We start from the raw sequence: 13865 nt of genomic DNA, 5'->3' as shown, positions 1-13865 counted from the left end.
CTTTTCGGGTGTGGGGAAAATCCGGCTGAATGACCAACTCAACAGCAAAGTTTAACACGGACATCTTTAAAATTGATACCTGCCTAGCACGAACTTTTGGTCTAACCTTGTCCAACCTCTCATACATTTTTAATAGTAATTGCAGGGGGGGACAATATTGAAAGCAAAAATTGCCGTATCCATGTTTTTGATCTATCTTTTAATGCCTTTTTCCATATATGCATATGCAGAGCAGCCTTCCTCTTCAATGGACAAACTTGACATGCTCTCTGATGAAGCTCTTCAGATGGTCAAAATCCAAAAATACGAAGAGGCAAAAAAGATACTGGATTATTTTTCGGACCAGTTTCTATCCGGGAATTTACAGGCAAGGCCGTTCAATATGGATGAGCTTAGAATCGTTTCCAATGCTCATGATGAAGCAGTGGAAGCAGCGGCCAGCATTGATATGAACCATAAAGAGCGGATGAACAGGGTAACAAGGTTCAGGCTGGTTATTGATGCAATCACCTCAAGCAGGCAGCCCTTATGGACGGAAATGGAGGATCCGATCATGGATGTGTTCGGGGGGATGAAGGAGGCAGCCCATGCAGGCGACAGCGAGGCTTTCCATTCAGGCCTGAATTCCTTTTTGACCTTATACAGCGTCATCTACCCTGCCCTTAAAGTGGACCTTGAGGCAGACAGGCTTCAGCAGCTGGATACCAGGGTCAATTTCATAGACCATTACAGGCCTCAGGTGGTGAGCCAGACCTCGAGCCAGCAGGAGTTGGATGCCCTTGAAGCAGATTTATCCTCGCTTTTTGATGAAATGACTGACGATGAGGCCGATCCTTCGCTCTGGTGGGTCATTATTTCTACAGGAAGCATCATCATCCTTACATTATCCTATGTCGGCTGGAGAAAATATAAGGGTGACCAGGACAAAGAGAAGAGCAGAAAAAGAGAGCTAAAAAATTGACACCATTCAGCAGAAAAAATACAATAGATTAAATTACAGCAGAGAGATGAATGGGAGGAATAACATGGATTTCCTGATATACTTTGCGATCATCATCCTCGTGCCGATCTGGGCGCAGTTCAAGGTAAAAGGCACCTATAACAAATATTCCAGGGTACCAGCTTCTTCACATATGAGGGGTGCCGAGGTTGCAAGAAGGATTCTGGATTCCAACGGATTGCATCATGTCAATGTTGAGGAAACGAGGGGACATCTGACAGACCATTATGATCCCCGGACCAAGACTGTGAGGCTTTCATCGCAGAACTTCCATGGCCATTCTGTCGCTGCAGCTGCAATAGCTGCCCATGAGGTTGGCCATGCCATGCAGGACCAGCAGGATTACGCATTCCTCCGGGTCCGCCATTCGCTGGTGCCGATTGCGAGCATTGGTTCGAATTTTTCCTGGGTGCTGATCATGGTGGGTATTTTTGCAGAGCTGAGCGGCCTTCTCCTTTTGGGGATTATTTTCATGGCGGCAGCCGTCCTCTTCCAGGTGGTTACCCTCCCGGTTGAGTTCAATGCTTCGAACAGGGCAATGGATCAAGTCGTCTCACTTGGTGTCATCCGCAATGATGAGGAAAGGGAAACGAAGAAGGTCCTCAACGCTGCTGCTCTGACATATGTTGCAGCCGCTGCTGTTGCGGTTCTGGAGCTATTGCGCTTGATCATGATCTTTACAGGCATGCAGAGGCAGGATTAAAAAAATGAAGAAACCAGCCATTCAGGCTGGTTTTCTTTATTTTGTGAATAACGCCCTCCGTTTCTCTAATGCTCGATCGGCTTCTTATTTTCGTCCAATGTGAAACCTTCGCCGAGGACATCGTGAACGATGCTGACTGTGACAAAGGCATGCGGATCGACGGAGGTGATGACGCTTTTCAGCCGCACGATTTCATTTTTGCCAACTACGCAGTAAAGGACTTCCCGATCCTGTTTGGTGAAGGAGCCGTGCCCCTTCAGGACTGTCACCCCTCGATCCATTTCCTTCAAGATCCTGCTGGCGATGGCTTCGTTCTGATCGGATATGATCATCGCACCTCTTGCGGCGTAGGCGCCTTCCTGCATAAAATCGATCACCCGGGCACCTACGAATACGGCGACAAGCGTATACATCGCTTCCTGGTATGTCAGGTAGAAAATGAGCGATAATGTGATGACACAGGCATCGAAAAGAAACATTGTCTTGCCCATGCTCCAGCCGATGTATTTATGGGCCAGCCTCGCTATAATATCGACCCCGCCGGTTGTTCCGCCGAAACGAAAAATGATCCCGAGGCCAATGCCGATGGAAACACCGGCAAAAAGAGCGGCAAGAGTGAGGTCTTCCTTCAGCGGCATGTCAATCTGATAGCGCTGAAAAATCCACAGAAACAGGGAGACGCTGAACGTGCCGATCATGGTGTAATAAAAGGAATTCCTGCCGAGCAATTTCCAGCCTATAAAGAATAATGGTATATTTAACAATAAGTTCGTATAGGAGGGATCCCATTCAAATAGGAAAAAAAGGAGCAGGGTAATGCCGGTGAAACCGCCTTCGGCCAAGTTGTTCTGCATATTGAAATGAACAATTCCAAAAGAAAAGATTGCTGAACCGAGCAGGATGAATAATATATTCTTGAATTTTAATCCGTTTTGCACTTATTTCCCTCTTTTCCTGTTTTTATCACCCATAAGATTATATAAAATAAAAGATGACAGAGCAATAATAAGCCGGACAGAATACCAGCTGCCGGACGGTCAAAAATATTTGTAAAAAGCTGTTCCATTAGGCTAACATGATAGAGAAAAAGCATCCATTGTCTATAAGATAAGCCTAATTTGCTGCTTTATGCAAAAGCCTCAGGAAGGCGGAAGGAAGAGGTGACTAATCCAGATGGAATCCGATCTTAAAACGATGAAAGATCTCCAGGCTGAGGTTGATCGATACATAAGCCAATTTAAAGAAGGATATTTCAGTCCGCTCGCGATGCTTGCACGGATGACGGAAGAGCTGGGTGAACTGTCCAGGGAAGTGAATCACCATTACGGGGAAAAGCCAAAGAAATCGACCGAAGACGACAATACCATTGAAAATGAGCTGGGGGACATGCTTTTTGTCCTTATCTGCTTTGCCAATTCAATGAATATTGATCTGCAGGAAGCCCATGACAGGGTCATGAATAAATTTAATACGCGGGATAAAGACCGCTGGACAAGAATTGAAGAGTAGGAGAGATTCTGATGGATAAGATAAAAATTGTGATTGCGGGACCTCGCGGCCGGATGGGAAGGGAAGCCGTTCAGCTAGTGCTGAATACTGGGCATTTCTCCCTTCAAGCGGTGGTAGACCATAAATTCGAAGGGAAAATGCTCAGTGACCTTGATGGATTCACTGGAGCAGATGTGCCTATTTATACAGACCTGGCCAATTGTCTGGGGCAGACAGAAGCTGATGTACTGATCGACCTTACAACCCCTGAGGCAGGCATGCACCATGCAAGGACTGCCCTTTCATATGGAGTTAGGCCCGTGGTCGGGACGACCGGCTTCAGCAAGGAAGATCTGAAAGAACTGGAAGAAACATGCCGGGAAAAAGAATTGGGATGCATCATCGCCCCAAACTTCGCCCTTGGGGCTGTCCTAATGATGAAGTTTTCACAGATGGCAGCCCGCTATTTCAGTGATGTGGAAATCATTGAGCTGCATCATGACCAGAAGCTTGACGCTCCTTCAGGTACAGCTGTGAAAACAGCAGAAATGATGGCTGAAGCAAGGGATGCAAAAGGGCAGGGGCATCCAGACGAAAAAGAAACGCTGGCTGGAGCGCGGGGTGCAGATTACGAGGGGATGCGCATCCACTCAGTCCGACTTCCTGGTCTGATTGCCCATCAGCAGGTGATGTTCGGGTCAGATGGCCAGACCCTGTCGATCAGGCATGACTCATATAACCGGGCCTCTTTCATGTCCGGTGTGAAGCTTGCTGTAGAGACTGTTATGAAAACAGACCTGTTTGTCTACGGACTTGAAAATATCATGGAATAAAGGGGGGATATGATGAACATCGCTTTGATTGCACACGATAAAAAGAAAGACGATATCATCCGCTTTGCAACAGCCTACAAAGATATTCTGGCGGGACACTCCCTTTTTGCAACAGGGACGACCGGCTCAAGGATCATGGAATCAACAGGTCTTGCAATTACCCGCTTTCAATCAGGCCCGCTCGGCGGGGATCAGGAAATCGGGGCACTGATTGCCAATAAGAAAATGGATCTCGTATTTTTCTTCAGGGATCCGCTGACTGTACAGCCGCATGAGCCGGATGTTTCAGCTTTGGTCCGCCTGTGTGATGTATATTCAATCCCGCTGGCCACCAATATGGGTACTGCTGAGCTGCTTGTAAAGGGCCTGGAAAGAGGCGATCTGGACTGGAGGAAAATAGTGAAGAGCGAAGACGGTGAGGTTCTATGATAGAGGACAAATTGGATATCCTTGCCTTTGGAGCCCATTCCGATGATGTAGAAATCGGGATGGGAGGGTCGCTTGCCAAGTATGCAGCAGAAGGAAAAAAGATTGGCATCTGCGACCTCACTGGTGCGGAGCTTTCCTCTAACGGAACTGTAGAAACCAGGAAAAAAGAGGCGGAAAGGGCAGCCGGCATCCTGGGTGTTTCTGTCAGGGAAAACCTTGGACTGCCAGACCGGGGGCTGCTGCTGAATGAACAGGCTATTACTGCTGTCGCGAGGATGATCAGAACTTACAGGCCAGCTGTCATCTTTGCGCCATATTTTGAAGACAGGCATCCGGATCACGGCAACTGTGCAAAAATCGTGGAAGAAGCTGCATTTTCAGCAGGGATCCGCAGGGCGGACCCTGAAAGCGGATTAGCCCCGCACAAAGTTAACGGGCTTCATTTCTATATGATCAACGGCTTCCATCAGCCTGATTTTATCATTGATGTGTCAGATTTTATGGACAAAAAGCTTGCGAGCCTGAGGGCGTATGAGAGCCAGTTTGTCAGGACGGAGGATTCAGCAGACACTCCGCTTGTAAATGGCTATATCGAAAATGTAGAAGCAAGGGAAAGGCTGTATGGGAGAGAAGCGGGAGTTAAGTACGCTGAAGGCTTCCTGTCTAAAAAGCCGGTACTAATACATAAAGATTTATTGGGTGGAGAAGCATGACAAGAAAATTAAAAATCGGGATCACCTGCTATCCGACAGTCGGTGGATCAGGGGTCGTCGCTACAGAGCTTGGAAAGCTCCTTGCCGAAAGAGGGCATGAAATACATTTTATTTCTTCCAGCCTTCCTTTCAGGCTGAATCGGATGTATCATAATATATTTTATCACCAGGTGGAAGTGAGCCAGTATTCTGTTTTCCAATATCCGCCGTATGATATTGCCCTGGCCAGCAAGATGGCTGAGGTGATCAACAGGGAAAAGCTTGATCTGATGCATGTACACTATGCAGTTCCCCATGCCGTATGTGCAATCCTTGCCAAGCAGATGAGCGGACGCGATGTAAAGATTGCCACTACGCTTCATGGCACAGATATAACGGTCCTTGGATATGAGCCGTCACTGAAAGACAGCATCCGCTTTGGAATCGAGAAGTCTGACAGGGTGACAGCTGTTTCCAAATCTCTTATATCACAAACAAATGATTTGATACATCCTGAAAAAGAAATTCAGGCTGTCTATAATTTCATAGACCATAGAGTGTACCAGAAAACTGACTCTGATCATCTGAAAAAAGAATATGGAATAGCTGAAGATGAAAAAACGGTCATCCATGTCTCTAATTTTCGTGCAGTCAAAAGAGTGCAGGATGTGGTAAAGGTGTTTGCCGGGATTGCGTCGGAAATGCCTGCCAAGCTGCTCCTCGTCGGCGACGGCCCGGAAATGTCCAATGTCTGCATGCAGGTCAAAGAACTCGGGCTGAAGGAGAAGGTGCTGTTTCTCGGGAAGCAGGATAAAGTGGAAGAGCTTTATTCCATCAGCGACCTGATGCTCCTCCTTTCTGAAAAAGAAAGCTTCGGCCTGGTGGCGCTTGAGGCCATGGCGTGCGGTGTTCCCTGCATAGGAACAGATATCGGGGGAATCCCTGAAGTGATCTCAGACGGCGAAACAGGATATATCTGCAAACTTGGCGATATCGGGAGCATGGCGGAAAAAGCAGCCGGGCTGCTGGCGGATGCCGATAAGCATGCAAGCTTCTCACATCGGGCAGTAGAGACTGCAAGGGAAAAGTTCAGCGCCGAACAAATAGTCAGCGAGTATGAGAGACTTTATTTTGAAATGTTGAATGAGGGATAATATGAATCCGGTTTTTTTAAAGGCGGCACCTGTATTGGAAAGGATCGAAGCAGCCGGTTATGAAGCCTATTTTGTAGGTGGATCTGTCAGGGATTATCTGCTGGGAAAGAATATTTCTGACGTGGACATAGCGACTTCGGCCACCCCGATGGAAATCAAAGGCATTTTCCCCAGAACAGCGGATGTCGGAATAGAGCATGGGACGGTCGTAGTGCTTTACGCAGGGGAAAGCTATGAAGTCACCACTTTCCGGTCTGAGTCGGATTATGAAGATTTCCGCAGGCCGTCTAAGGTGGACTTTATCCGTTCCCTGGATGAGGATCTTAAACGCAGGGACTTCAGAATGAACAGCATGGCGATGGCAAAGGACGGCCGCATCATTGATCCTTTCGGGGGCCAGGAGGATATCCGCAGCAAAAGGATCGCTACCGTTGGGAATCCGCTGGAGCGATTTTACGAAGATGCTTTAAGGATGATGAGAGCCGTGCGTTTTGCCAGCCAGCTTTCTTTCCAAATAGATGGAGAGACTTATGAGGCGCTGGTTTCTGAAGCTTATCTTCTTGAGAAGATAGCGGTTGAAAGAAAGCTTTCAGAGTTTGAAAAGCTGCTTGCGGGCGAAAACAGCTTTATGGCGCTTAAAATCATGGCAGAAACAGGCCTCTCACAGCATCTTCCAGGACTGGCAGGGAAAAAGCAAGAGTTGATATCATTTGCCGGAAAGCTGGGCAGCGGGCTTGTATCCGAAGAAAGATGGACTCTGCTGTCAGCAGGTCTTGGCCATGATTACAGGACCGCAGAAGCCTTTTTGAGAAGCTGGAAAATGCCTGTCAAAAAGATCAGGCATATATGCAAGATCCTTTATTGGCTTCAGTACCGCTCAGAGCGGAGCTGGACACTTGAATCGGTTTATGAGGCAGGGGCAGAGGCAGCCGGGAATGCAGAGAAGGTTCTGGCGGCGGCGGGGGATGACAGTGCCGATGCGGAAGTTCCTGCCCGTTTATATGCTTCACTTCCGATACGGAGTACAAAGGAGCTGGATGTTACCGGGAATGACTTGATCCAATGGTTCCAGAAGCCAGGCGGGCCCTGGGTGAAGGAATTGCTCGGCCAGGTTGAAAAAAGCATTATCTCCGGACGTCTGGCAAATAAAAAAGAGGAAATAAGGGGGTGGCTGGAGTGCAATCAGAGCTGAGGAAACAATTGCTTGCCGCCTTTACGGAGAGCAATGGAGAATATTTGTCCGGCCAGTATCTGGCAGACCTGATCGGCTGCTCCAGGACTGCTGTCTGGAAGCATATTGAAGAGTTGAGGCGCGAAGGATTTGAGCTTGAAGCGGTGCGGAGGAAAGGCTACCGGATAGTGAAGACAACAGAGAAGGTGACTGCCGATGAAATCCGCCTGGGTATGAAAACCAGCTTGCTCGGTACGGAAATCCATTATGAGGAAAGCGTGGATTCGACGCAGAAAATCGCGCACAGGCTCGCGTACGATGATGCACCTGAAGGTACGATTGTAGTGGCGGAAGAACAGCTTAACGGCAGGGGGAGGATGGACAGGAAATGGCATTCCCCGAAATATACAGGAATTTGGATGAGCGTCATCCTCCGGCCGGAGATCCCCCTCCCGCGTGCACCGCAGCTGACCCTCCTTGCAGCGGTTGCTGTCGTCCAGTCCATTGAGGAATGTACGGCCCTTTCCCCCCAGATCAAATGGCCGAATGATATTCTGATTGGGGGCAAGAAGGTCACAGGTATCCTGACAGAATTGCAGGCGGAAGCGGACCGCATATTCTCAATCATCATCGGGATCGGCATCAATGTGAACCAGCAGCTTGAGGATTATCCGGACGAGCTGAGGGGCACAGCGACTTCCCTGGCGATAGAAAAGGGCGGGAATTTTTCGAGGGCAGAGCTGATCAGGGTTGTCCTGCAGAAATTGGAGAATTTGTACAAGCTTTATATGGAACAAGGCTTTTATCCGATCCGGCTCCTTTGGGAAAGCTATGCTGTCAGCATAGGGAAGCAGATTACGGCAAGGACGATATCAGGCAGCATCAGCGGGAAGGCTCTAGGGATCACTGAGGAAGGCGTCCTTAGAATAGAAGATGAAGCTGGGGAAATCCACCATGTCTACTCTGCTGATATTGAACTGGATTCATGATTTTATTAGCTAACTTTTTTCATTTTTGATATAATTCAAATGGGCAGTATCATAAATGAACTGCACCTTTTTATCATTTTTTATATTGAATAGTTTCTGCCTAGATCCAGCATATGGACCGGGACAGAGGGATGAAACGAATAATGAAGCCAAGACGCGACAGGATCCTTCTGCAATTTTTGAGGGATCCTTTTTTATATGCCGGCTTGTTGTTCAATTGTTTTATCTCCTCTGAGTCTTGAGGCGGGTCTTTTCAGGCCCGTACTTGCGAATGGGAGGAAGAAGGATGAAGCAAACAACGGATTTTTTAAAGATGAAGGAAAAGAACGAAAAAATCGCGATGCTGACTGCCTATGATTATCCGGCAGCCAGGCAGGCAGAAAAAGCCGGAATGGATATGATCCTAGTCGGAGATTCGCTTGGCATGACGGTATTGGGATATGACTCGACCATCCCGGTAACGATGGAAGATATGATCCATCATGGAAAAGCGGTAAAAAGAGGGGCGGCCAATACTTTTATTGTCATTGATATGCCCTTCATGAGCTATCATCTCCCTGAACGTGATACCCTGCTCAATGCAGCCAGGCTGATCCAGGAAACAGGCGCGATGGCAGTGAAGCTCGAAGGCGGGGAAGAAGTGGCTGACAAGATAAGAAGCATAACGAAAGCAGGCATCCCTGTATGCGCCCACCTTGGGCTCACTCCCCAGTCAGTGGGTGTTCTTGGCGGGTATAAAGTCCAGGGTAAAGATGCAGAAGCAGCCAGAAAGCTAATCTGCGAAGCTAAAAGATGTGAAGAGACGGGCGCGTTTGCGCTTGTTCTTGAATGTGTGCCAAAACAGCTTGCTGAAGATATCTCCTCTATCCTGAGGATTCCTGTCATCGGTATCGGGGCTGGAGCGGGGACGGATGGACAGGTCCTTGTCTATCATGATCTGCTGTCGTACGGGACAGAAAGGATTGCGAAGTTCGTCAAGCGGTATGCAAACATGGATGACGAAGCAGAGAAGGGCTTGAAAACCTATATCACTGAAGTGAAGGCAGGATTATTCCCAGCCGGAGAGCACAGCTATACGATGAAAGAGGAAGAGCTGGCAGGACTTTATGGAGGAAAATCATGAAGATCATTACAACACCAGGAGAAATGCAGCAGTTAATGCTGGATGAAAAAAAGGCAGGCCGTACAATAGGGTTTGTGCCTACAATGGGATATCTGCATGAAGGGCACCTTTCCCTGCTGAAGCGGGCGAGAGAAGAAAATGATGTGATGGTCCTGAGCATCTTTGTGAATCCGCTTCAATTTGGCCCTGCAGAGGATCTGGACTCTTATCCGAGGGACTTTGAACGGGATTCCCATCTGGCAGAAGCCGAAGGGGCCGATTACCTTTTCTGTCCAGGCCCGGAAGACATGTATCCCGGAGGCATTCCTTCCGTCTCAGTAGTCGTAAACCGAAAGACCGATGTATTGTGCGGTAAATCCAGGCCAGGCCACTTTGATGGAGTAGCAACGGTTGTCTCTAAATTATTTCATATCGTTTCCCCGGATAAGGCTTATTTCGGGAAAAAAGATGCACAGCAGCTGGCAGTGATAGAGAGCCTTGTAAATGATCTGAATTTCTCTGTCAGGATCATAGGCGGGGAAACGGTAAGGGAGCCGGACGGCCTTGCCAAAAGCTCGCGGAATGTAAAGCTGCTTCCGGAAGAGCGGAAGCAAGCACCGGTTTTATTTAAGAGCCTGTCAGAAGCAGCACGATTGATTGCGGAAGGTACAAAGGATGCTGAGCAGCTTAAAGCGTTCATCCGCAGCAGGATAACGGGAGAGAGCTCCGGGAGCATCGATTATGCTGAGATTCTTTCTTATCCGGAGTTAAAAGAGATAGATAGAACAGAAGGTACGATCATCATTGCTCTTGCCGTGAAATTCAAACATGCACGCCTGATAGATAATATAATCATTGCAGTCTAACAACTGATCGGAGGAAAAGACATGTTCCGCACCATGATGAATGGAAAGATCCACCGTGCAAAGGTGACAGAAGCTAATCTCAATTATGTGGGCAGCATTACAATTGATAAAGACCTGCTGGATGCGGCAGGAATGTCTGATAATGAGAAAGTCCAAATCGTCAATAACAATAACGGGGCTAGATTTGAAACATATATCATCCCGGGAGAACGGGGAAGCGGCGTAGTCTGCCTGAACGGGGCGGCAGCAAGGCTTGTACAGGTCGGCGATACAGTCATCATCATTTCTTATGCCCTTGTCCCTGAGGAAAAAGTAGATTCCCATAAACCAAAGGTAGTCATTATGGGAGAAGGCAATACCATCTCAGAGCTGCTCCATGCTGAGCCTGCTTCAACCATTCTCTGAGCATCATCATCTATATGGTTTATGGGCTGCATTGCATAAATGGCGATGCAGCCTTTTTTACAGCGGTCCGATTTTCTGTTCTCCGCCTTTGATTCTTGAATAAACCTTGCTTGGAAGGGAAGAAAAATAACGACAGGCAAGGCTGTTTACCTTTTTTATTTTCCGCTTTTGTGATACCGTTTGAATGACTGAATGTTTGAGGTGTAACCGATGAGTAATAAATATGTAGTAGTTGATTTGGAAACTACAGGAAATAGCGCCAAAAAGGGCGATAAAATCATTCAATTCGCTGCGGTGGTCATGGAAGGCGGAAAGATCATTGATCAATATTCCAGCCTGCTCAATCCCGGGAAGGAGATTCCGGCCTTCATCGAGGAGCTGACCGGGCTCAATGACAGCATGGTCTCTGATGCTCCTGTATTTGCAGAAATAGCTCCTAAAGTGATGGAGCTATTGGAGGATGCCTATTTTGTGGCGCACAATGTTCTGTTCGATCTGTCCTTTCTGCAGGAAGAGCTTCTGAATGCAGGCTTCCCGGGCTTTTATGGGCCGGTCATCGATACGGTTGAGCTGGCACGGACGGTGCTGCCCTGCTCTGACAGCTATAAATTGTCAGACCTGTCTGCAAAAGAAGGGATCGTGCATGACAGGCCTCACCAGGCGGACAGCGATGCCTATGCCACAGCAAAACTGCTTCACATCTTCCTGGAACGGCTGGAGGAATTGCCCCGGACGACGATCAAACAGCTTCTGAAGCTTTCAGGAGGTCTGAAAAGCGACCTTGATCAAATTTTGGAAGATATCCTCCTCGAAAAGCAAGGGACAGCGGAGAGACTTCCTGAAGGGATTGAAATACATAATGGAATCGCCATAAAGGCAGGGGAGGTTCTGGAGGCAGCATCAAGCCGCCAGCCGGCTCCTGATTATCCCGCTGGAAGCCGGGAAAAAGAGGATATGCTTAAGAAGGCATTTCCGGATTATGAACTGCGCCCCGGCCAGCTTGCCATGATGGATGCTGTCTATCAATCCTTTTTAAATAACGAGCATACCCTGATTGAAGCAGGCACCGGTACAGGGAAAACGCTTGGATATCTGCTTCCGGCCTCCATTTTTGCAAGGGAGGAAGGAACCAGGGTGCTGATCAGCACTTATACTGTCCAGCTTCAGGAACAGCTGATTTCGAAGGACCTCCCCCTGCTTGAAAAAATTCTGGGCTTCCCGGCCAGTGCTGTGCTATTAAAAGGCAGGAAGCATTATTTAAGCCTTGCCCGGTTTGAGCAGTCATTGAATGAAGCGGATGATAATTATGATACTACACTTACAAAAATGCAGATACTGGTCTGGCTGACTGAAACAGCTACAGGCGATGTGGATGAACTGAACCTTTCCAGCGGCGGTGCTGTTTTCTGGAATAAGATACAAAATGGGGATAGCATATTCATCAGTGAATCAGGCTGGAAATCAAGGGATTTTTATAATAGAGCAAGGAAGAGCGCAGAAAATGCAGACCTGATCATCACCAATCATGCTATGTTTTTGAGCAGTCTTTCAGGTGAAACCCATGTTTTCCCTTCCTATGATTATGCAGTCATTGATGAAGGACATCAGTTCAGCAAGGCGGCCGGAAAGCATTTTGGCTTTTATATTGATTATTTATCTCTCCGTCTCCTGCTTGGAAAAATCGGACTTTATGAACAAAAGCAGCTCCTCTATAAGCTCGAACGGCTGCTTGAAGGCAGGGCCGCTATGGATGGTGCTCCTCATCCTTTTGAGCTCAACAGGCTGGTTGCTGATCTTCAGTATGAGATGGATGAATTTTTCAAGCTGGTGGGTATTTATGGAAAGAGGAAATTGAAAGCAAGGAAATATGCATCCAGCAAAATAAGCTTCAGTCTCACTGACATAAGCCCGCGGGATTTTAAAGCTGTGGAGGCGTCAGCAGAGCGCTTTTCTTTTCTTATCCTGGACCTTATCACAGCGCTGGAAGAAAGGCTTCAGCAGCTCCTGCCTTCATCCGGCGAACTGGCACCGGGTGATCAGGCGCTGCTGGAGGAAGTCTCAGCCTGCATCGGCGAGCTGGGGGATGTCCGTGAAAGCATCAGGAAAACTATATTTGCCGAACATACAGCTTGTGCTGTCTGGGTTGAGCTGGATGGCAGAGCGATGCAGAATGCGACAACTGTCTATTCTCAGCCGATTACTGTCTCAGGAAATCTGAGGGACGGTTTCTTCAACCAGAAGAAAAGTGCTGTTATTACATCAGCCACCCTTTCTGTCGGCCAGTCGTTCGATTATATTATGGATGAACTTGGACTTGACCGGTTCAGCTGCCAGACGGAACAGATAGAGTCCCCATTCGACTATGCTTCACAAGTCAGGCTAGCCATACCATCGGATTTGCCTGAAATCAATTCCGTTTCCCAGGAAGAATATGTTTCTGCGATTACAGAGCATATCATCTCACTGGCTGAAGCTGCAAAGGGGAGAATGCTGATTCTGTTCACTTCCCATGATATGCTCCGCAAGACCTATGAGCTCGTGAAAGAAAGCGGCTTTCTCGAAGAATATGTCCTTATAGCCCAGGGAATTACGTCTGGAAGCAGGACAAGGCTTACAAGGAACTTTCAGAGGTTTGACAAAAGTATTCTTTTTGGAACAAGCAGTTTTTGGGAAGGTGTGGACATTCCTGGTGAAGATCTTTCCTGCCTTGTGATGGTCAGGCTGCCATTCTCTCCTCCTGATGAGCCTTTGGGAGAAGCAAGGAAGGAAGCGATTCAGAGCAGAGGCGGCCGGCCTTTCTCCGAGCATGCACTCCCCGAAGCGGTCCTTCGCTTTAAGCAGGGAGTCGGGAGGCTGATCAGAACAAGGAATGACCGGGGAATTATTGTCGTATTTGACCGGAGGATCGTGACAGCGTCATATGGAAGGGCATTCCTTGATTCCATCCCAAGCATACCAGTGAAGGTAAGCCCGCTGGATGCAATTGTTGATCTTGTGGAAGATTGGCTGCAATAAGGTAAAATATTCCGGGTT

At 48.0% G+C, this 13865-nt stretch carries 14 protein-coding genes; 13 read left to right on the top strand and 1 reads right to left on the bottom strand.

Going from position 1 to position 13865, the window contains the following annotated elements; all coding sequences use genetic code 11:
• Nucleotides 1-157 precede the first annotated feature (157 nt).
• Together ypjB and ACQCVH_RS21710 are read left to right on the top strand one after the other, a co-directional pair.
• The gene (gene ypjB, locus ACQCVH_RS21715; protein ID WP_426837673.1) at nt 158-961 is read left to right on the top strand and encodes a sporulation protein YpjB; all 804 of its coding nucleotides are present in this window, start codon (nt 158-160) and stop codon (nt 959-961) included.
• A 64-nt stretch (nt 962-1025) separates the two neighbouring features.
• A complete protein-coding gene (locus ACQCVH_RS21710; protein WP_426837671.1) occupies nt 1026-1703 on the top strand; it encodes a zinc metallopeptidase in 678 nt (225 codons plus the stop codon).
• Between the two features lie 65 nt (nt 1704-1768).
• Here ACQCVH_RS21710 and ACQCVH_RS21705 read toward each other — a convergent pair whose 3' ends face one another.
• Nucleotides 1769-2641, bottom strand: a complete 873-nt coding sequence (locus ACQCVH_RS21705) for a YitT family protein (protein WP_426837670.1) — start codon at nt 2639-2641, stop codon at nt 1769-1771.
• Between the two features lie 235 nt (nt 2642-2876).
• Between ACQCVH_RS21705 and ACQCVH_RS21700 the strand changes: the two genes are divergently transcribed.
• The 11 genes from ACQCVH_RS21700 to dinG all read left to right on the top strand — a co-directional run bounded on the left by ACQCVH_RS21700 (nt 2877) and on the right by dinG (nt 13847).
• Nucleotides 2877-3212 carry a nucleotide pyrophosphohydrolase gene (locus tag ACQCVH_RS21700; protein ID WP_426837669.1) on the top strand — a complete coding sequence of 112 codons (336 nt, stop codon included), beginning with the start codon at nt 2877-2879 and terminating at the stop codon, nt 3210-3212.
• Nucleotides 3213-3223: 11 nt separating this feature from the next.
• Nucleotides 3224-4024: a 4-hydroxy-tetrahydrodipicolinate reductase gene (gene dapB, locus ACQCVH_RS21695; RefSeq protein ID WP_426837668.1), complete on the top strand. Its 801-nt coding sequence runs from the start codon at nt 3224-3226 to the stop codon at nt 4022-4024.
• Between the two features lie 12 nt (nt 4025-4036).
• A complete protein-coding gene (mgsA, locus tag ACQCVH_RS21690; protein ID WP_224900949.1) occupies nt 4037-4453 on the top strand; it encodes a methylglyoxal synthase in 417 nt (138 codons plus the stop codon).
• Nucleotides 4450-5166: a bacillithiol biosynthesis deacetylase BshB1 gene (bshB1, locus tag ACQCVH_RS21685; protein ID WP_426837667.1), complete on the top strand. Its 717-nt coding sequence runs from the start codon at nt 4450-4452 to the stop codon at nt 5164-5166. The genes mgsA and bshB1 overlap by 4 nt, the downstream gene beginning before the upstream one ends.
• The gene (gene bshA / locus ACQCVH_RS21680; protein ID WP_426837666.1) at nt 5163-6299 is read left to right on the top strand and encodes an N-acetyl-alpha-D-glucosaminyl L-malate synthase BshA; all 1137 of its coding nucleotides are present in this window, start codon (nt 5163-5165) and stop codon (nt 6297-6299) included. The genes bshB1 and bshA overlap by 4 nt, the downstream gene beginning before the upstream one ends.
• 1 nt (nt 6300) lies before the next feature.
• The gene (locus tag ACQCVH_RS21675; protein WP_426837665.1) at nt 6301-7491 is read left to right on the top strand and encodes a CCA tRNA nucleotidyltransferase; all 1191 of its coding nucleotides are present in this window, start codon (nt 6301-6303) and stop codon (nt 7489-7491) included.
• Nucleotides 7476-8459: a biotin--[acetyl-CoA-carboxylase] ligase gene (locus tag ACQCVH_RS21670; RefSeq protein ID WP_426837664.1), complete on the top strand. Its 984-nt coding sequence runs from the start codon at nt 7476-7478 to the stop codon at nt 8457-8459. The genes ACQCVH_RS21675 and ACQCVH_RS21670 overlap by 16 nt, the downstream gene beginning before the upstream one ends.
• Nucleotides 8460-8745: 286 nt before the next feature.
• Nucleotides 8746-9582 carry a 3-methyl-2-oxobutanoate hydroxymethyltransferase gene (gene panB / locus ACQCVH_RS21665; RefSeq protein WP_426837662.1) on the top strand — a complete coding sequence of 279 codons (837 nt, stop codon included), beginning with the start codon at nt 8746-8748 and terminating at the stop codon, nt 9580-9582.
• Nucleotides 9579-10427 carry a pantoate--beta-alanine ligase gene (gene panC / locus ACQCVH_RS21660; RefSeq protein WP_426837661.1) on the top strand — a complete coding sequence of 283 codons (849 nt, stop codon included), beginning with the start codon at nt 9579-9581 and terminating at the stop codon, nt 10425-10427. The genes panB and panC overlap by 4 nt, the downstream gene beginning before the upstream one ends.
• A gap of 21 nt (nt 10428-10448) precedes the next feature.
• Complete coding sequence (gene panD / locus ACQCVH_RS21655; protein WP_426837660.1) at nt 10449-10832, top strand: aspartate 1-decarboxylase; 384 nt, start codon at nt 10449-10451, stop codon at nt 10830-10832.
• A 210-nt stretch (nt 10833-11042) separates the two neighbouring features.
• Complete coding sequence (gene dinG / locus ACQCVH_RS21650; RefSeq protein ID WP_426837659.1) at nt 11043-13847, top strand: ATP-dependent DNA helicase DinG; 2805 nt, start codon at nt 11043-11045, stop codon at nt 13845-13847.
• Nucleotides 13848-13865: the final 18 nt, after the last annotated feature.

It is taken from the genome of Bacillus infantis (assembly GCF_050107595.1).
In the GTDB taxonomy this organism is placed as follows: Bacteria; Bacillota; Bacilli; order Bacillales; family Cytobacillaceae; genus Bacillus_AB; species Bacillus_AB infantis_C.
This window is presented reverse-complemented; position numbering and strand designations above follow the sequence as displayed.

Bases quoted from the DNA above. Each gene is read 5' to 3' on its own strand.
- ACQCVH_RS21710 (WP_426837671.1), top strand. From the start codon at position 1,026: ATGGATTTCCTGATATACTTTGCGATCATCATCCTCGTGCCGATCTGG.
- ACQCVH_RS21700 (WP_426837669.1), top strand. From the start codon at position 2,877: ATGGAATCCGATCTTAAAACGATGAAAGATCTCCAGGCTGAGGTTGAT.
- dapB (WP_426837668.1), top strand. From the start codon at position 3,224: ATGGATAAGATAAAAATTGTGATTGCGGGACCTCGCGGCCGGATGGGA.
- mgsA (WP_224900949.1), top strand. From the start codon at position 4,037: ATGAACATCGCTTTGATTGCACACGATAAAAAGAAAGACGATATCATC.
- bshB1 (WP_426837667.1), top strand. From the start codon at position 4,450: ATGATAGAGGACAAATTGGATATCCTTGCCTTTGGAGCCCATTCCGAT.
- bshA (WP_426837666.1), top strand. From the start codon at position 5,163: ATGACAAGAAAATTAAAAATCGGGATCACCTGCTATCCGACAGTCGGT.
- ACQCVH_RS21675 (WP_426837665.1), top strand. From the start codon at position 6,301: ATGAATCCGGTTTTTTTAAAGGCGGCACCTGTATTGGAAAGGATCGAA.
- panB (WP_426837662.1), top strand. From the start codon at position 8,746: ATGAAGCAAACAACGGATTTTTTAAAGATGAAGGAAAAGAACGAAAAA.
- panC (WP_426837661.1), top strand. From the start codon at position 9,579: ATGAAGATCATTACAACACCAGGAGAAATGCAGCAGTTAATGCTGGAT.
- panD (WP_426837660.1), top strand. From the start codon at position 10,449: ATGTTCCGCACCATGATGAATGGAAAGATCCACCGTGCAAAGGTGACA.
- dinG (WP_426837659.1), top strand. From the start codon at position 11,043: ATGAGTAATAAATATGTAGTAGTTGATTTGGAAACTACAGGAAATAGC.